General features: G+C 63.6%; 15 protein-coding genes. 1 reads left to right on the forward strand and 14 read right to left on the reverse strand.

The window, feature by feature from the left end:
• The 13 genes from BBI10_RS12645 to BBI10_RS12705 all read right to left on the reverse strand — a co-directional run bounded on the left by BBI10_RS12645 (nt 1) and on the right by BBI10_RS12705 (nt 13,679).
• On the reverse strand, nt 1-642 hold the full coding sequence (locus BBI10_RS12645; protein ID WP_065988855.1) for a tetratricopeptide repeat protein: 642 nt from the start codon (nt 640-642) through the stop codon (nt 1-3).
• On the reverse strand, nt 639-1,448 hold the full coding sequence (locus BBI10_RS12650) for an SDR family oxidoreductase (RefSeq protein ID WP_065988856.1): 810 nt from the start codon (nt 1,446-1,448) through the stop codon (nt 639-641). The genes BBI10_RS12645 and BBI10_RS12650 overlap by 4 nt, the downstream gene beginning before the upstream one ends.
• Nucleotides 1,435-2,124: a TenA family transcriptional regulator gene (locus BBI10_RS12655; protein ID WP_065988857.1), complete on the reverse strand. Its 690-nt coding sequence runs from the start codon at nt 2,122-2,124 to the stop codon at nt 1,435-1,437. Before BBI10_RS12655 ends, BBI10_RS12650 begins: the two co-directional genes overlap by 14 nt.
• Entirely contained in the window at nt 2,121-3,602 is a 1,482-nt protein-coding gene (locus tag BBI10_RS12660) for an AMP-binding protein (RefSeq protein WP_065988858.1), read from the reverse strand. Before BBI10_RS12660 ends, BBI10_RS12655 begins: the two co-directional genes overlap by 4 nt.
• Nucleotides 3,592-4,314: a thermostable hemolysin gene (locus BBI10_RS12665; RefSeq protein ID WP_083233096.1), complete on the reverse strand. Its 723-nt coding sequence runs from the start codon at nt 4,312-4,314 to the stop codon at nt 3,592-3,594. The genes BBI10_RS12660 and BBI10_RS12665 overlap by 11 nt, the downstream gene beginning before the upstream one ends.
• A gap of 262 nt (nt 4,315-4,576) precedes the next feature.
• On the reverse strand, nt 4,577-6,319 hold the full coding sequence (locus BBI10_RS12670) for an ABC transporter ATP-binding protein (RefSeq protein ID WP_065988860.1): 1,743 nt from the start codon (nt 6,317-6,319) through the stop codon (nt 4,577-4,579).
• Nucleotides 6,316-7,263, reverse strand: coding sequence for an acetamidase/formamidase family protein (locus BBI10_RS12675; RefSeq protein ID WP_065988861.1), 948 nt, complete (start codon nt 7,261-7,263; stop codon nt 6,316-6,318). The genes BBI10_RS12670 and BBI10_RS12675 overlap by 4 nt, the downstream gene beginning before the upstream one ends.
• 78 nt (nt 7,264-7,341) lie before the next feature.
• Complete coding sequence (locus tag BBI10_RS12680; protein ID WP_065988862.1) at nt 7,342-8,949, reverse strand: ABC transporter substrate-binding protein; 1,608 nt, start codon at nt 8,947-8,949, stop codon at nt 7,342-7,344.
• A gap of 26 nt (nt 8,950-8,975) precedes the next feature.
• Nucleotides 8,976-9,902 carry an ABC transporter permease gene (locus BBI10_RS12685; protein WP_065988863.1) on the reverse strand — a complete coding sequence of 309 codons (927 nt, stop codon included), beginning with the start codon at nt 9,900-9,902 and terminating at the stop codon, nt 8,976-8,978.
• Entirely contained in the window at nt 9,902-10,750 is an 849-nt protein-coding gene (locus BBI10_RS12690; protein WP_065988864.1) for an ABC transporter permease, read from the reverse strand. Before BBI10_RS12690 ends, BBI10_RS12685 begins: the two co-directional genes overlap by 1 nt.
• The gene (locus BBI10_RS12695) at nt 10,747-11,331 is read right to left on the reverse strand and encodes an ANTAR domain-containing response regulator (protein ID WP_065988865.1); all 585 of its coding nucleotides are present in this window, start codon (nt 11,329-11,331) and stop codon (nt 10,747-10,749) included. The genes BBI10_RS12690 and BBI10_RS12695 overlap by 4 nt, the downstream gene beginning before the upstream one ends.
• Complete coding sequence (locus BBI10_RS12700) at nt 11,328-12,488, reverse strand: transporter substrate-binding protein (protein ID WP_065988866.1); 1,161 nt, start codon at nt 12,486-12,488, stop codon at nt 11,328-11,330. Before BBI10_RS12700 ends, BBI10_RS12695 begins: the two co-directional genes overlap by 4 nt.
• A gap of 294 nt (nt 12,489-12,782) precedes the next feature.
• Nucleotides 12,783-13,679, reverse strand: a complete 897-nt coding sequence (locus tag BBI10_RS12705) for a LysR family transcriptional regulator (protein ID WP_065989070.1) — start codon at nt 13,677-13,679, stop codon at nt 12,783-12,785.
• 117 nt (nt 13,680-13,796) lie between these two features.
• On the opposite strand from BBI10_RS12705, the gene BBI10_RS12710 reads away from it, so the two are divergent.
• Nucleotides 13,797-15,287 (forward strand): MmgE/PrpD family protein, encoded by a 1,491-nt coding sequence (locus tag BBI10_RS12710; protein ID WP_065988867.1) that lies wholly within the window; start codon nt 13,797-13,799, stop codon nt 15,285-15,287.
• Between the two features lie 84 nt (nt 15,288-15,371).
• Here the strand turns inward: BBI10_RS12710 and BBI10_RS12715 are convergent, their stop codons facing one another.
• On the reverse strand, nt 15,372-16,676 hold the full coding sequence (locus BBI10_RS12715; RefSeq protein WP_065988868.1) for an MFS transporter: 1,305 nt from the start codon (nt 16,674-16,676) through the stop codon (nt 15,372-15,374).
• Between the last annotated feature and the right edge of the window lie 3 nt (nt 16,677-16,679).

The raw sequence follows: 16,679 nt of genomic DNA on the forward strand, positions 1-16,679 counted from the left end.
TCATTTCAGTTTCTTGTTTACGTCCACCAGCAATAGCTGGATATCTTTACGGCGTCCACTGTCCGCCACTTCGCGACCGGGTCGGGGCGCGGCGAGCAAGGCTTTTTCCAGCGCGTCCTTCGCCTGGGCATAGTGGCTTTGGCGGTAAAGATGATCGCCCCAGAAGTACAGCGGATCGATGCCGTCGGGATTGAGCTTGAGCGCCTGCTCCAGCAGTGCTTGGGCCTTATCCGGGTCGCCGAACCCGATGGGCCACCCGGGCACTCGATCGTACAGCGCAGCCAGGCTGGCGTAGGCGGAGCCTTGCAAGGCATTGGGGTCCAGCGTCATGGCTTTCTCGAGGTCGGCTTTGGCCGTTTTGACTTTGCTCAGGGCACCCAGTCCGCCCTGGGCACCGGCCCAACTGCTGGTGACAATGCCCGACCATATCCAGGCTTCGGCGACAGCGGGACGCTGCTGGGTGAACGCGGAGGACTTGGCGGCCAATTGTTCAAATGCCGCGACGCGCTGGTCTTCCGGCAACTGGTATTGAATCCGTGCCCACTCCTGCTGGATCCCGGTCAGGCGTTGCTGGTCCGGTGCATCCAGTGCCCATACCGGGAGGGCGAGGGTGGCGAGCAGTACGACGAGTAGGCGTTTCATGGCTTGGTGCTCTTTTCGTGAGTGGCGCTGCTGAAGCGGCGAATGAGGGGCAGGTGTTTGCGCAGCCCGCGGTCCACCACGGCAGGCAGCAGACTGTTGAGGCGGACGAAGAACTGTTCAGGCCAGCCCATGTAAAGCTCGCGCTGATTGCCGACAATGGCGCGAACAACCGCGGCGGCGACTGTCTGCGGATCGTCCTCGGTGGTTTTCAGGGCGGAGTTAAGGGCGCGTGCGGCGGGGCTGTTCATGGTCGTGCGGGTAGCGCGGGGCGCGACGTACAGCACGCCGACCCGCGTATCCGCCAGCTCACGGCGCAGCGCTTCGGAGAACCCCCGCAGCGCAAACTTGCTCGCGCAATACGTGGCGTAACCGGCATAGCCGATCGAGCCATAGGTCGAGCCGACGTTCACCACCATGGCGCGGCTGGCCTGGCGCAGCAGCGGCAACAGCAGGCTGGCGAGCTGGATTGGCGCGTTCAGGTTGATGTCGAGCATCGAATCGATCTCGTGCCCTGGCAGCTGTTCCAGCATGGCGAAATGATTGATGCCGGCGGCGTTGACCAGCAGGTTCACCCCGTTCATCGCTTGCGCCGTCATCAACACGTGCTGACGACCTTCGGCGGTGGTCAGATCGGCCTTCACCCAGTGCAGTAGATGCGGGTACTGCTGTTGCAACGGCAACAGCGGCTCCTGATGGCGGCAGACGGCGAGCACTTCGGCGCCATGGCTGCACAGCGCCTGAGCAATGGCCATGCCGATGCCGCCGCTGGCGCCGGTCAGCACCACGCGCGCTTCAGACAGCCGCATGGTCGAGCTCCTTCAACGGTTCGGCATGGGCGAGGGGTAACTGACGAAACATGTCGGTGTACAGGCCGTAGACCACTTTCGAGGCCTTGATCACGGCCGCCTGATCCTCCGGATCGTCAAGGCGGTCCATCAGCGTGCGATAGGTTTCCATGTGGCCGACATCGAGGCTGCCATGGGAACTCAGGTAACTGAACGCAGTGGCCGGCAGTGCCAGGCGCTGCTGAATGCTGCCGGCGGCATGGGTCGCGAGGGCGATGCTGGTGCCTTCCAGCACGTTGACCATGCCGAACAGTCCCACCGGGTTGCCCCGGGCGATGAGGTCGTAGAGGTAGGCGACCATGAGCTCGATGGGCAGACCGGGCGTACCCTCGCGCACGGCATCGGCATCGCCACCGCAGGCGCGCAGGTCGTTGAGGATCCACTGCTCGTGGCCGTATTCGTCCTCGATGTACTCGCACACCGCGCCCCGCAGCCATTCCAGCCGGGAAGGCAGCCGCGCGCCACAGGCCATCATCAATGGCACGGTATGCCGCACGTGGTAGTAGGCCTGAGTCAGGAAGGCGCGATAGCTCTCCAGCGAGACTTCACCGTGCAGCGCCTGATGAATGACGGGCAGGTTGAACAGGGTCTCGCGCTCGGTGCGGGTGGCGTCTTGCAGCGTTTGGAAAAAACTCATGATTGAAGATCCTTTGCTCGCGTGGGCTCGGTGAAAAGATGTCGGTAGTTCGCCAGAATGGCGTCGCGCCGGGGTCGGCCGTTGGCGGTGGCCATGCCATTGGCGGCGGTGAAGGGCTGATCGAGACGGGTCCAGCTGTGGACGCGTGCGTAGTCCGGCAGTGCCTGGTTGGCCTGCTCGACAGCCTGTTTGATCTGCAGGTCGGTGGTGTCGGGGCGCAGCGGCCACACCAACGCATGATTGCGTGACAGGGCTTCGCCGTAGACAAACGCCTGGGCGATCCGACCGCGTTGGGTCAGCTCCGCCTCGACCCACTCAGGGTTGACGTTGCGACCGTAGCTGGTCACGAACTGATGCTTCTTGCGGCCGTGAAGGTAGAGGTAACCGTTGGCGTCAAACTCACCAAGATCACCGCTCGGCCACCACTCCGGTGTGGGTTCTGCCTCGCCGAGATAGCCCAGCATCCGCGACCCGCGAATCAGGACCTCGCCGTCTTCGGCCAGGCGTATCTGCACATGGGGCAGGGGTCTGCCAACGCTGCCGGGATGGTGGGCGTCCGGGCGGTTGAGGGCCACGACCGACGCGCACTCCGACAGGCCGTAGCCTTCGTACACCGGAATGCCAAGGGCTTCGGCGCGCAGCAACAGTTCGTGGGTGACTTTGGCGCCGCCCACCGCGATGAAACGCAGCGCTGCCGGGTTAAACGCGCCCATCTCGCAGGCGCTGACCAGCAACAGCAATAGCTGCGGGACAAGGATCATGCTGTGGGGCTGTCGCACCGCCAGCGTCGACAGCAGACGCGGCAATTCCACACCGCTGGCCCCTTGAATGCCCAGGGTTCGCTGGCTTGGCAGGCTCAGCATCGCCCCGGCGTAAAGCGCGGCATAGCAGCCGACGTTTTCCAGCAGAATGGCCAGAGGCAAGAGTGAAAGGTGGTGGGCGGGCTGGCGAGACTCGCTGGCGCGCTGCACCTCCATGGCCACCGTCAGCACGCTGGTGGCGTCCAGGCAGACGCCTTTGGGGGTGCCGGTCGTGCCAGAGGTAAACGTGAGCTTTGCCGTGCCCTCGGGCAGGGGCGACGGCTGACGGTTCGTGCGCAGCCAGAACCCCTCCTCATGACGGAATGCCGAGGAGGCGAGTTCACTGGCGTACTCGTCGTCAGCAATGACCACGTCAGCCTGGCTCTGCTCCAGGCAATGACGGCGCTGGGCTGCGCTGAAGAACGGCGGCAGCGTCACACAGGCCAGTCCTGCGAACAGAATCGCCAGGTCCCAGATCAACAGGTCCGGGCCATTCTCCAGGGCGAGGGCCACGACCCTTGCGTCCAGGTCCTTGAGCCTCTCCTGGCGCAGATTGATTTCGGCGTCCAGCTCGGCATAACTCAGTTTCAGGTCGTCGCCCCACAGCGCACACGCATCGGCCTGCCCGGCGGCGAGATCAGCGATGCGTTGGCGGAATCTGCTCAGTTCAGGCGACATGACAGCTGTCCTCCAGCGTCAGGGGCAACCCGAAGCGTTCAAACACGCCGCTGCTGCTCAAGTGCAGGAACCCGGAGCGGATGTCGCCCACGTGCACGCTGGGTTGTGAGTCGTAGTAATTGCCCCAGGCGTGCCGGTCTTCACCCAGGCGCAGAGGGTCGGCGAGGCACAGTGTGAGGGGGCGCAGGCCGAGGCGATTGAAGCTGTTCACCAGTCCGGCGTTGCCGGTGAAGGCCACCCATTCCAGGCCGCTCATGGCGAGCAGCCAGGTCACGGCGATGATGCTCAGCCGCGCGCTGCCCAGGTTGCTGGCGGCGAGGTTGCCCACTTCGACGATGCCCTGACGGTCCACCGGCCGGCCGGCACGGGCTTCGATCATGTGCTCAACAGGCTGGTCGAGATAGTGCTCCAGGAACAGCGGCCCGGAGGTCGCCACACGCACGCCGGCCACGGCACAGAGCGTGCCGGTGTTGTCGTGGAGTCCGAACAACTCCGGCATGAAGCTACGGATCTCGGCGTTGTGCGCCTGGCGGAAGCGCTGCTGGATGAACGTCTCGTAGGCGTCGCGCAGTGGCTCCTGAGGCAGCGCACGATTGAGCGAGAGGGCCGGTGATTGCGCAGTGCCGAATCCCATAGGCAGGAAATCCAGAGGCAGCGCACCGGACGGCATTGAGTTCGGTGGTAATCGGTTATTCCAGTCCAGACCCTGCATGGATGTGGCTCCTCCCCAGTGGTGATGGGGTGGAGTATCGGGGTCGATTCTTAACGAAGTCTGAAGGTGAGAAATTTGCCTGGCCTGGCTTTCCTGCTGATCTTTGCGACGTCTTCAGACTGCCTTAAGACAGGGGCCTCAAGGTTCGCGGCATCAAGAAACATTCCCCCACTCAGCGAGCGCCCCGGCATGGTCCGCGACAAGACCCTGCGCCGCATGCTGCCGTGGACGGCGGAAAAGCTTTAAGCGGTCACCGCTTTTATCACTCCACCGCCACCCAGTGATCCGCCGCCACCGCCGAAAACCGTTGCACCGGCGCGACAAAATCCGCTGCCTTGATCGGGTCAGGCCGTTCCAGCTCTTTGAGCAGGCTCTTGAAATCCCGGCGCCGGCCCACTTCCGGTACCGGCACTGCAGCGAGCAGGCGGCGGGTATAAGGGTGTTGCGGATTGTGCAGCACCTGGTCGCGGGCGCCGATTTCGACGATGCGGCCGCCGTACATCACCGCCACGCGGTGGCAGATGCGTTCGACCACGGCCATGTCGTGGGAAATGAACAGGTAGCTCAGCCCATGCTCGGCACGCAGCCGTTCCAGCAGCGCCAGCACTTGCGCCTGAACCGAAACATCCAGCGCCGAGACCGATTCATCCGCGATGATGACTTTGGGGTTCAGCGCCAGTGCCCGGGCGATGCAAATCCGCTGGCGTTGCCCGCCGGAAAACTGATGGGGATAGCGTTCGAGGGCGTCCCGTGGCAGGTCGACCTGTTGCAGCAATTGCGCCACACGCTCGCGCCGCTGGGGTTCGGGCATCTTGCCGTGAATCAGCAGCGGCTCGCCCACCAGATCGAACACGGTCTTGCGCGGATTGAGCGCAGCGTACGGGTCCTGAAACACCATCTGCACGTCGCGGCGCACCCGCTGCAATGCGTCACCCTGCAAACCGTTGAGTTCCTGCCCCAGCAATTTCACGCTGCCCTGATAGCTGAGCATGTTCATCAAGGCCTTGCCGGTGGTGGACTTGCCGCAGCCGCTTTCGCCCACCAGCCCCAGGGTTTCCCCCTGACGCAGCTCGAAACTCACGCCCTCGACTGCATGCACGGTGCGCGGGGTTTCGAACCAGCCATGGCGCAAGGGGAAGCGCACGCTGAGGTCCTGAACGGCGAGCACCACTGGTTGCTCGGTCAACATCTCGGGTGGCGGCGCACTGCCCAGCACCGGCACGGCGGCCAGCAATTTACGCGTGTAGGGCGCTTGCGCGTCGGTGAAAACCTGATGCAGGGAGCCGCGCTCTTCCATGCGGCCCTGATTCATCACCACCACTTCATCGGCCATCTCGGCGACCACGCCCATGTCGTGGGTAATGAGTAGAAGGCTGGTCGCGAACTGCTGCTGCAACTCGCGCATCAGCTCAAGAATCTGCGCCTGAATGGTCACATCCAGTGCGGTGGTCGGCTCGTCGGCGATGAGGATTTCCGGCTGGCAGAGCATCGCCATGGCGATCATCACCCGCTGGCGCATGCCGCCGGATAACTCATGGGGGTACTGGGTCAGGCGCTTGTCGACCTGGGGCATGCGCACGGCGTCAAGCATGGCCCGGCAGCGCTGGTGAATCTCACTGCGACTCAACGCTTCATGCCGGCGCAGGGTTTCCGCCAGTTGCTGGCCGACGGTCAGCAGCGGGTTCAGCGACGTCATCGGCTCCTGAAAAATCATGCCGATGCGCTTGCCACGCAGGCGTTGCAGGTCCCGTTCCGGCAGGCTCAGCAGGTCGCGGTTGTCGAACAGGATCGCGCCACCGGGAACGCTGGCCGCCTTGGGCAGCAGCCCCATGATCGCCAGGGACGACAGCGATTTGCCACTGCCCGACTCACCGGCGATACACAGAGTGCGGCGCGGGTACAGGGCGAAACTCAACTCATCGACCACCCGCCGCCGTGACGCGCCGCCGCCGACGTCGATGCTCAGCCGCTCCACCGACAGACTCGGCTGATCGTCTGGCTTCACTGGAACACCACTTTCGGAAAGTAGAACGACACCACCCAGTTCGGCAGGTCGACGATTTCGCTGATGCGCAGATCGCCGCACACCGAGCACAGCATGTACGCCTGTTCCGCCGGCATGCGGTGCTCGCGGCACAACCAGTCGATGGTGTTGGCCACGGCCTGGCGGGCGGCCTGCATCAGGTCCGGGCCGATGCCGGTGAAGGCTTCGTAGCCGGCGCTGTCCAGGTGGCTGGTCACCGGTCCCGGCGTGCTGAAACGCGGCGTGGCCAAGGGCGTTTGCTTGATCAGGTCGAGCGTGACCACCACGTCCATGGCGCTCTCGATGGCGGTGCCGCAGACCTCGCCATCGCCTTGGGCCGCGTGGGTATCACCGATGGAAAACAACGCGCCGGCGACTTCCACCGGGAGGTACAAGATGCTCCCTGCCGCCAGGTCGCGGATGTCCAGATTGCCGCCGACCCGACGCGGCGGCACGATGGAATGCAGCCCGGCTTCGGCCGGCGCCACGCCCACCGTCCCGGCGAACGGCTTGAGCGGCACCTTGGCGAAATCACCAAAGGCGGCGGGGGCGAGGGTCTGCGTGTCGTAGTGCCAGAGCGCCAACGCCGGCGCCTGAAACTGATCGGCAAGGAGGCCGAAGCCGGGGATGTTGGCGGTCCAGCCGAAGCCACCGGGCTTAAAGCTGTCCAGGGTGATTTTCAGGATGTCGCCAGGCTCGGCACCCTCGACGTAGATCGGCCCGGTGACCGGGTTGATCTGGTCGAAGGGCATGACGCTGACGTCCGCGGCCTGGGACTGCGCGGTGAAATAGCCGTTGGACGAATCCCGGCAGTTCATTTGCAAGGTGGTGCCGGGCGCGACGCGCTCGACCGGAGTAAAGCGGTGGTCCCAGCCAAAGTGGCTGTTGACGCTGTGAATAGTCTTGACCAGGCAGTTCTGGCACATGGGTGCGGTCCTCGTGGCTAAGGGGGCAGGCGCAATGGCCTGTTCCAGCGAGATTGCCGGGGGACAGGCCAAGGGAAATCACTTCACCCAGATGGAGTCATAGTTGACCGGCACGTGGACCGGATCGACGTACAGCGCGTCGTCGCCGCCCATGCGCTTGGAGCGCACGGTGAAGCGTTGCTCGTTGAAGATCGGCACCCAAGGCGCGTCGGCCATGGCGTCGGTGAAGATCTTCTTCCACGCCTCGGTGCGTTCGGCCTGTTGTTCCGGACGGGCCATGGCATCGGCTTTGGCGGCGCGTTCATCCAGCGCCTTGTTGCAGTACAACGACCAGTTCCAGCCGCCTTCGACCGCGCCGGTGCAACCGAGAATCGGGCCGTAGAAGTTCGACGGATCCGGGAAGTCGGCGATCCAGGCCATGCCGCCTGACCACACCATCGGCGCCTGATCCTTGGAGCTGCCGGCGGCAATCACGTTGGCCTGGGCCAGGGACTTGATCTGCACGCGGATGCCGACCTTGGCCAGGTCTTGCTGGATCGACTGGGCGATGCGCGGTTGCGGGTCGGTGTTCATCACGTACAGCTCGGTGTCGAAACCTTTGGCCAGACCGGCGTCGGCCAGCAGTTTTTTCGCGCCTTCGACGTCGTAGGGCAGGCCCTTGTATTGGGTGTCGTAACCGGGCATCGCCGGCGGCAACGGCTGGTTCGCCGGCACCGCGCGACCATTGATGATGCGCACGATGCGTTCCTTGCTGATGGCCATATTGATGGCCTGGCGCACCTTGAGGTTATCGAACGGCGGCAGTGTCGTTTTCAGCGTCACGTAGCCGGTCTGCAACTGGTTGCCGGTGACCAGCAACTGCCTGGACGCCGGGTCGTTCTTGAACTGCAGGAATTGCGCGGGCGGCACGCCGTCGCCGGCAATGTCCACTTCGCCCTTGTTCAGGCGCAGCAGCGCGACCGTCGGATCCTGGCCGATCTCGAAGGTGATCTTGTCGACATAGGGCAGGCCCTTCTGGAAGTAATTAGGGTTCTTCACCAGTTCCAGTTTCTGCCCCAGTTTCCACTCGGCCAGGCTGAACGCGCCGCTGCCCACCGGGTGCTTGCCGAAGTCGGCGCCCCATTGCTCGACCGCCTCTTTGGGCACCACCGAGGCGAAGTTGATCGCCATGATGTGCAGGAAGGTGGCGTTCGGTGCGCTCAGCGTGATGGTCAGGTGCTGGTCGTCGACCACCTTGATGCCGCTGAGGGTCGTGCTTTTGCCGCCGGTCACGTCGTCGTAACCGACAATGGAGCTGAAGAAACCGGCGCCCGGGCTCTGGGTTTTCGGGTTGACGGTGCGCTCAAGGGAATACTTGACGTCATTGGCGACCAGCTCACGGCCGTTCTGGAATTTCACGCCCTTGACCAGGGTGAAGCTGTACACCAGCCCGTCCGGGGAAATGCTGTAGTCCTCGGCCAGGCTTTTCACCAGTTCGGTGGTGCCGGGCTTGTAGTCCATCAGGCGGCCAAACAGGCTTTTGATCATCGACCAGTTCTGCCAGTCGTAGCCGATGGCCGGGTCCAGGGTCGCCACATCGTTCTGGTAGGTGACCACCACATCGCCGCCGCTTTTCGGCGTGTCGGCCCACAGTGGCGTGGTAAACAGCGTGGCCGCCACGGCCAGGGTCAGCGCGTTGATCTTCATTGTTGTGCCCCGTTGTGTTGATGGATTCAGTGCTGCTTGATGTCGATGCGCGGGTCCACCAGGGGGATCACCAGATCCGCCAGCAGGTTGCCCAGCACGATGGCCACCGCCGACAGCGTGGTGACGCCGACGATGACCGGAATGTCGACTTGCTGGATCGACTGCCAGGCGAGCTGACCGATGCCCGGCCAGCCGAACACCGACTCGACCACCACCAGCCCGCCCATGAACACGCCGATGTCGATGCCGATCATCGGGATCACCGGCACGATCGCGTTGGGCAGCACGTGCACGAACACGATCCGCGCCCGGCTCAGGCCCTTGGCCCGTGCCGTGCGGATGAAATCCTGATGCAGCACTTCGATCATGGAAGAGCGGACCATGCGCGAATACCAGCCGCTGCCGAGCAGCCCCAGGGTCAGCGCTGGCAACATCAAATGGCTGGCGCCGCCATAGCCCCCCAGCGGGAACCAGCCCAGTTGCACGGCGAAGAAGTACAGAAACAGCATGGCGGCGATGAACTGCGGGGCCGACACACCAACAAAGGAAAACGCCATGAGCAGCTTGTCGGCGAAGCTGTCGCGCTTGAGCGCCGCGAGCATGCCCAGGCTGATGCCGATCAACAGCTCGAAACCGATCCCTGCTGCCATGAGTTCCAGAGACGGGCGCAGTCGCGCGCCGATCAGTTCGCTGACAGCGGTGCGCTGGATGTACGAGCGGCCAAGGTCGCCGTGGAGCAGGTTGCCGAGATAACTCAGGTATTGCTGATAGAAGGGCAGGTCCAGGCCCAGTTGCGCCCGAATCGCCGCGACCACTTCAGGGGTGGCGCTGCGCCCGGCGATCTGTCGCGCAGGGTCGGCGGGCAGCAGGAACAGCAGCAGGTAGGTGATGAAGGTCACGCCGAGCAGAATCAGCAGTGCGTAGCCGACCCGGCGGCAGATAAACGGCAGCATCAGCGACGCCCCTTGAGTGTGGGGTCGAGTTCGTCGCGCAGGGCGTCGCCGACCAGGTTGAACGCCAGGGACAGCAGGATGATCGCGGCGCCGGGAATGAACACCAGCCACGGGGCCGAGGTGAAGTACGTCTGGCTCTCGAAAATGATGTTGCCCCAGCTCGGCGTCGGTGGCTGCACGCCCACGCCAAGGTACGACAAGGTGGCTTCCAGCAAAACAGTGGTGGAAATCCCCAGCGTTGCCCACACCAGAATGGTTGGCAGCAGATGGGGCAACAGGTGCGAGAACAGAATGCGCATAGAACTGGCGCCGAGGGTGCGCTCCACGGCAACGAAGTCCCGCGCACTGAGCGCCACGGTTTCGGCGTAGATGACCCGGGCGATCTGCACCCAGTTGACCATCGCGATGACCATGGCCACGATCCACACGCTGGGCTGGAAAATCGCCGACAGGGCAATCGCCAGCAGCAGCGCAGGGAAGGCCATCATCAAGTCGGTCAGGCGCATCAACACGCTGCCGAGCCAGCCGCGCACAAAGCCTGCGGTCAGGCCCACCAGCGTACCGATCAGCACCGCCAGCCCGTTGGCCAGCACACCGATGAACAGCGAGGTGCGCGCGCCGAAGATCAACCGCGACAGCAGGTCACGGCCAAGCAGGTCGGTGCCCATCCAGTACGGCGTCGCCGGGGCCATGGGCGCGCCTTCCATCGTCAGCCCCTCGACGAATTGCTCGTCCGGGTCGAAGGGGCTTAGCCACGGGGCCAGCGCCGCGAGCAGCACCACGGTGACGATAAACAACAGCGAAACCGCCACGGCCGGCCGACGCAGCAGGGCTTTGAGGGTGTTCATGCGCGGTCCTCGTCCCGCGCCGCGAGCAGTTCCACACACAGTGCTTCGATCGGACGATTGAGCTGCATCGACAGACTGCGCAAGCGCTCGTACGCCGTCGCCTCGTTGATGCGCTGGGTCACCATCAAGCGCGCCAGGGCCTGGGCCATGAGCGGACGCAGCGCCAGGCGCTGTTGCAGCTCGTTGAGTTGTTCGGCATCGGCGCGCTGACGGTCGCGCAATCCCACCGCCATCATCAACGTGGTGTAGACCGAGCCCTGGCTGATGGGCTTGTTCAGCAACGCCGTCGCGCCGAGCTGCAGTGCCCGCTGGATCTGCGACAGGGTTTCGTGAGCCGTCAGCGCGACGATGGGAATGCTGGCCGCGTTCAGGGCCTGAACGGCGAGTGGGCTGGCGAAATGTTCGATCTCAAGGATCGCCGCGAAACAGCCCCGGGTGTCACAGGGCGCATCGTGCTCGAGCACCTGCGAGTGAATCCCCAGGCGTTGCAGGCTTTTGCCCAGATTGCCCTGACTGCGTTCATCGCAGTCGATCAGCAGCAAGTGGCCCTGGTCGAAAGCAGGAAAGGCGCGTGTGTTCATTTGACTATCCTCAAGCACGGCGCCGGGATGGCGTGTCGGTCGACCCCATCGGCGTGTACATCCGTAACAGTGAGATAGGGGTCGGCGGTGATCGCATGAGGCGCCGACTGCACCACATGAAAGCGCCCATCGCGCAATTCAGCGATATGACTGGCCAGCGCGCTGTGATGATTGCGCGCCGACAGGCTGACGGTGCCCAGCACGCTGGCGACCGGGTGCCCGTAAAGGTGCTCGCAAATCGCTTTTGGCGATGCATCTTCGCTGGTGTGCAAGGCGTCGGCGAACACCCTCAGCGCCGTGTAGGCGCTGGTGTAGTAATGCGAACAGGTGCGCGGACCATGACGCTGCTGCCCCTCGCAAAACGCTGGATTCAGGGTTTCGAAAAACGGCCCGCACGACAGCAGGCGCAGCGCCCGCATCGGGCCGACCGCCTCGAGCTCCGCTTCGGTCAGGTTGCAGCTGAGCACCGGCAGGCGCAGGCCATGGTGCTCGGATGCCTGGTCCAATTGCTGCAGAAAAGCGTAGGACGACTCACCCACCAGGTTGTTCAGCACGAACGCCGGCGGGTCCTGAATCAGCCCGTCGATCAGCGTGTCGAAGCCGGTCGAGCCCAAGTGCCAGTACTTTTCCCCGAGCACGTCGGCCCCGTTGGCTTCCAGCACTTCCCGGGCAATGCGGTTGCTTTCCCAGCCCCAGACGTAGTTCGAGCCCAGCAAAAATGCCCGCCGTCCAAACTGGCTCAAGGCGTAGCGCAGCAGCGGCAGCAGCGTCTGGTTAGGGCATCCGCCGAGGTACAAGACGTTTTCGCTGCTTTCGTAACCTTCGTAGGGGCTCGAATACCAGAGCAGCGCGCCGTGCTGGTCCAGGTCCGGAATGATTTCCTTGCGGCTCGCTGACAGCGTGGTGCCGAAAATGTGCCGGACCCCCGCACTCAGCAACTGCGCGATGCCGCGGCGGTAGCCCGCCGGGTCGCCTTGGGGGTCGATGCAGATCGCCTCCAGTCGCACGCTGCGGCGGGCGTCGGCGTTGACTTCGGCGAGCGCGTCCTGCAACCCGAGCAAGGCACTGCGGCCCATGCGCCGGTAGGTGCCTTCGGTCGAGAGCAGAAAGCCAACGTGAACGGTGGGGCGCAGGTCGGGAGTCAAATGGTTCGGCATGAACAGCCTCCATAAAAAAAGCCCGATCAACCCGGTGGGGGTCGATCAGGCTTCGATACCTGGCGCATTCGAGGCGCGTATGTGGACGAGACTTAAGGACCGGGGTCCGGCTTGCCGTTTGCGTTGAGCATGAAATAAGCGTGCCAAGTGAAAATTCACCGGGTTGACGGCCTTCGCTGGCGTTGGTCTGCACGGCATGGCTCCGCAGTGGGGCGCTCGGTCATGAAGCGCTTCAAAGCAGGGCGCAGGGTTATAGCCCAACCCCCAGCGTCCAGGCCCTCGTCGACCGTGAGTTCACTGCGCAAAGGCGGCGGCTGCAATCATCTGGTAAGCGCGCTCGGCCGCGGGTGAGAGAATTCTGTCTCTGCGCCTGATCAGCCCGATGGTGCGATTGACCACTGGCCTTGTCAGCGCAACGGTGCATAACTCGGTATGGGCAAGGTGCGCAGGGATCGCCAGTTGCGGAACTGCGGCGACCCCCAGCCCGGCAGCAACCATGTCCACCACCGTGCGCACATGCCTGGCTTCACAGAGCGGCTCCGGAAGTTCCGGTACGCCCGCCAGCGCGAGGTCAAGCAGGAGCCGATTTCCGCTGGCTTTGGTGACGGCAATGTAATCGTGGCGATTGAGGTCCGCCCAGGTGACGGATGCCCGGGTGGCGAGGGGATGGTCGCGGCGGCAGATCATCACGAATCGTTCTTTGAAGATCGGCGTGAATTGCAGGTTGGCCTCCTGCGCGCCGATGTAGTTCACACCGAAATCGGCTTCATTGCGCACCACAGTAGACAGCACGTCACTCGCGCCGTCGTCCAGCACTCGAACCAGAATGCGCGGATACAGCTGCTGAAATGCCTTCAACGTGCCCAGCAGGCAATGGTTCAGCGCTGTGGGCACGCAGGCGATGGTCACCTCGCCGCGCATCCTGCCGCTGCCCTCGCTTATCCCCAGCATTGACTCCTCGAACGTGTGCACCACCAGCCGCGCCTTGCGCGAGAACTCGCGTCCGGTTGCGGTCAGTTCAACGCGTCGGGTGGTCCGTTCCAGCAAACGGACGCCCAGGTTGGCCTCCAGTTTTGAAATGCGCCGGGATAACGCTGGCTGGGAGAGGTGCAGTTCTTTCGCAGCGGCACTGAAGCTGCCCAGTTCGGCAACCGCCACCAGCGCACGTAAATCGCCCATCTCCACATTCATGTTGGCCATGCATAAGTTCCCATTATTATTGCAATTAACTTGGGGAGGGTTGTACGCCATGATGACCCGGTGCGCACTCGCACGTGCATCCACATAATCATAAGCACAGGATCACCCATGAACCCTTTTAACCGCCGCACCCTGTTGAAGGCTGGCGCCGTTGCCTCTGTCGCCAGCGCTGCACCGGGCTTTGTCTTCGCCGCCCAGCCTGCCGCCGCTGTCTCAAACGCCTCCATCGCCGCTAAAACGAATGAGCCGTCGGATGGGGAGGGCGTGACCCGCCTGCTGGCGGCTTATCTGGTCAAAGCGCAGTACACAGATCTGCCGGAGAACGTCCGCAAAGAAGGGTGCCGCACCCTGCTGAACTGGGTCGGCGTGGCGGTGGGCGGGTCTCATCACGAAACCGTGGAACGCGCCATTGCGGCGCTCAAGCCTTTCTCGGGCGCGGCTCAGGCCGGTCTGCTCGGTCGCACCGAGCGCTTCGACATCATGAACGCCGCCTTCCTGAACGGCGTGGCAAGCCACATTTTCGATTTCGATGACACCCATCTCAAAACCATCATCCATCCGGCGGGCCCAGTGGTCTCGGCGATCCTTGCGCTGTCGGAATACCGCCCGGTTTCGGGCACCGAGTTTCTCAATGCATTGATACTCGGCGTTGAAACCGAATGCCGCATTGGCAATTCCGTTTACCCAAACCACTACGATGTCGGCTGGCATATCACTGGCACAGCGGGGGTATTCGGTGCTGCCGCGGCGGCGGGCAAGCTGCTTGGGCTCACTGAGCAGCAAATGGTCTGGGCGCTCGGCCTCGCCGCATCACAACCGGTAGGGCTGCGGGAGTCCTTCGGCTCCATGAACAAAAGCTTCAATCCAGGTCGCGCGGCCAGTAACGGCTTGTTCGCAGCCCTGCTGGCGGCGCAGAACTTCACCAGTTCGGACGGGATGATCGAGGCCAAACGCGGTTGGGCGCACACCATCAGCACCAAGCAGGACTTCAGCCAGATCACTGAAGGGCTCGGCACCCACTACGAGGCGGCGCTCAACACCTATAAACCGTTTGCGTGCGGGATCGTGATTCATCCGGCCCTCGATGCGGCCATCCAGTTGCGCAATCAGTACACGCTGACCGCCGACCAGATCGCCAGGGTCGAATTGAAAGTCCACCCGCTGGTCATCGAACTCACCGGCAAGAAGACGCCGAAAATCGGCCTTGAAGGCAAGTTCAGCATCTATCACTCCGTTGCGGTGGCCATCATTCAGGGCGCGGCCGGGGAGCGGCAGTACAGTGATCAGGCAGTGCTCGACCCGGCGGTGATCACCCTGCGGGAAAAGGTCGTGGCGACGGTGGATCCGGCGATCAGGCCGGAGCAGGTCGACATGACCATCACGCTCAACGACGGGCGCACCCTGCACAAATTCATCGAACATGCACTCGGCAGCGTCGAGGTCCCCATGTCCGATCAGCAGCTTGAGGCGAAATTCCTCGACCTGGCCAAAGGCATATTGCCGGACAGCCAGGCTCGGAAGCTGATGCGTACCTGTTGGGATGTGGAAAAGTTGGCCTCAGCGGCAGACATCAGCAAAGCCGCGGTATCTGCAGCCTGACAGCGTTGATCGTCAACAGCCCAAGGGAGGGCGACGGTGGCTCGGGACGTTTTGCCTGACACTGTCGCCCATCGCCTCAGCGAATCACGGCGCCGCCGCAACGACCTGCGCGCGCTGGCGATACAAGACCAGCGTCGCACCGAATCCGCAGATCGCCGCAAACATCAGCCAGAACGCCGGCGAAGCTTTGTCCCCCGTCGCCTGCACCAGAAAGGTCGACATCGCCGGGGTGAAGCCGCCGAACACCGCCGTTGCCAGGCTGAAGGCTAGCGAGAACCCCACCACGCGCACTTCCTGGGGCATGACCTCGGTCAGCGCTGCGACCATCGCGCCGTTGTACATGCCGAAGAAGAATGAGAAATACAGCAAGACTGCCAGCAGCCGCTCGAAGCTTGCCGCTTCCGCCAGCCAGTGCATCGCCGGGTAGGCCGTGAGGATGCACAGCAGCGAAATGCCCAGCAACAGGGGCCGACGCCCGATGCGGTCAGACAATGCGCCACCGATGGGCAGCCAGATGAAATTGCTCAGCCCGACAAACAGCGTCACCACCAGACTGTCAGTGGTGCTCAGGTGCAGCACGGTTCGGCCGAAGGTCGGGGTGTACACGGTGATCAGGTAAAACGTCGTGGTGGTCATCGACGCCAGCAACCCGCCGGCCAGCACCGTGCGCCAGTTTTCGCGCATCGAACGAAACACTTCGCGGGTGCTGGGATGGTGCAAACGGCGCTTGAACGCTTCGGTCTCTTCAAGGGAGCGACGGATCACGAAGATGAACGGGATGATCACGCAGCCGATGAAGAACGGAATGCGCCAGCCCCACGCGGCGATCTCACTGGCCTGCATATACGTGCTGATGCCGTAGCCCAGCGCGGCGGCGAGGATGATTGCGATCTGCTGACTGGCGGACTGCCAACTGGTGTAGAAGCCGGTGCGGCCCGGGGTCGCGATTTCGGCGAGGTACACCGACACGCCACCCAGCTCAGCCCCCGCCGAAAAGCCCTGCAGCAACCGTCCGAGCAGCACCAGGACCGGTGCAGCGACGCCGATGGTGGCGTAACCCGGCACCAGCGCGATCAGCACCGTGCCGCAGGCCATGATTGCCAGCGTCACGATCAGGCCTTTGCGCCGACCCACTTTGTCAATGTACGCACCCAGCACGATCGCGCCGAGCGGACGCATCAGAAAGCCGGAGCCGAACACGGCGAAGGTCATCATCAGCGAGGCGAACTCGCTGCTGGCCGGGAAGAAGGTTTGGGAGATGTAGGTGGCGTAGAACCCGAACAGAAAGAAGTCGAACTGTTCGAGAAAGTTGCCGCTGGTGACGCGGATGATGGCGCCGACTTTCGCGGCGCGCGACCGCGTGGCTTCGGGGGTGGGGGTGCTGTTCATGGC

This window comes from Pseudomonas graminis (assembly GCF_001705435.1).
GTDB lineage: Bacteria > Pseudomonadota > Gammaproteobacteria > Pseudomonadales > Pseudomonadaceae > Aquipseudomonas > Aquipseudomonas graminis_B.

Excerpts from the sequence above, each read along its gene's own strand:
- BBI10_RS12645 (WP_065988855.1), bottom strand. The coding sequence starts at position 642 with ATGAAACGCCTACTCGTCGTACTGCTCGCCACCCTCGCCCTCCCGGTA.
- BBI10_RS12650 (WP_065988856.1), bottom strand. The coding sequence starts at position 1,448 with ATGCGGCTGTCTGAAGCGCGCGTGGTGCTGACCGGCGCCAGCGGCGGC.
- BBI10_RS12655 (WP_065988857.1), bottom strand. The coding sequence starts at position 2,124 with ATGAGTTTTTTCCAAACGCTGCAAGACGCCACCCGCACCGAGCGCGAG.
- BBI10_RS12660 (WP_065988858.1), bottom strand. The coding sequence starts at position 3,602 with ATGTCGCCTGAACTGAGCAGATTCCGCCAACGCATCGCTGATCTCGCC.
- BBI10_RS12665 (WP_083233096.1), bottom strand. The coding sequence starts at position 4,314 with ATGCAGGGTCTGGACTGGAATAACCGATTACCACCGAACTCAATGCCG.
- BBI10_RS12675 (WP_065988861.1), bottom strand. The coding sequence starts at position 7,263 with ATGTGCCAGAACTGCCTGGTCAAGACTATTCACAGCGTCAACAGCCAC.
- BBI10_RS12680 (WP_065988862.1), bottom strand. The coding sequence starts at position 8,949 with ATGAAGATCAACGCGCTGACCCTGGCCGTGGCGGCCACGCTGTTTACC.
- BBI10_RS12685 (WP_065988863.1), bottom strand. The coding sequence starts at position 9,902 with ATGCTGCCGTTTATCTGCCGCCGGGTCGGCTACGCACTGCTGATTCTG.
- BBI10_RS12690 (WP_065988864.1), bottom strand. The coding sequence starts at position 10,750 with ATGAACACCCTCAAAGCCCTGCTGCGTCGGCCGGCCGTGGCGGTTTCG.
- BBI10_RS12695 (WP_065988865.1), bottom strand. The coding sequence starts at position 11,331 with ATGAACACACGCGCCTTTCCTGCTTTCGACCAGGGCCACTTGCTGCTG.
- BBI10_RS12700 (WP_065988866.1), bottom strand. The coding sequence starts at position 12,488 with ATGCCGAACCATTTGACTCCCGACCTGCGCCCCACCGTTCACGTTGGC.
- BBI10_RS12705 (WP_065989070.1), bottom strand. The coding sequence starts at position 13,679 with ATGAATGTGGAGATGGGCGATTTACGTGCGCTGGTGGCGGTTGCCGAA.
- BBI10_RS12710 (WP_065988867.1), top strand. The coding sequence starts at position 13,797 with ATGAACCCTTTTAACCGCCGCACCCTGTTGAAGGCTGGCGCCGTTGCC.
- BBI10_RS12715 (WP_065988868.1), bottom strand. The coding sequence starts at position 16,676 with ATGAACAGCACCCCCACCCCCGAAGCCACGCGGTCGCGCGCCGCGAAA.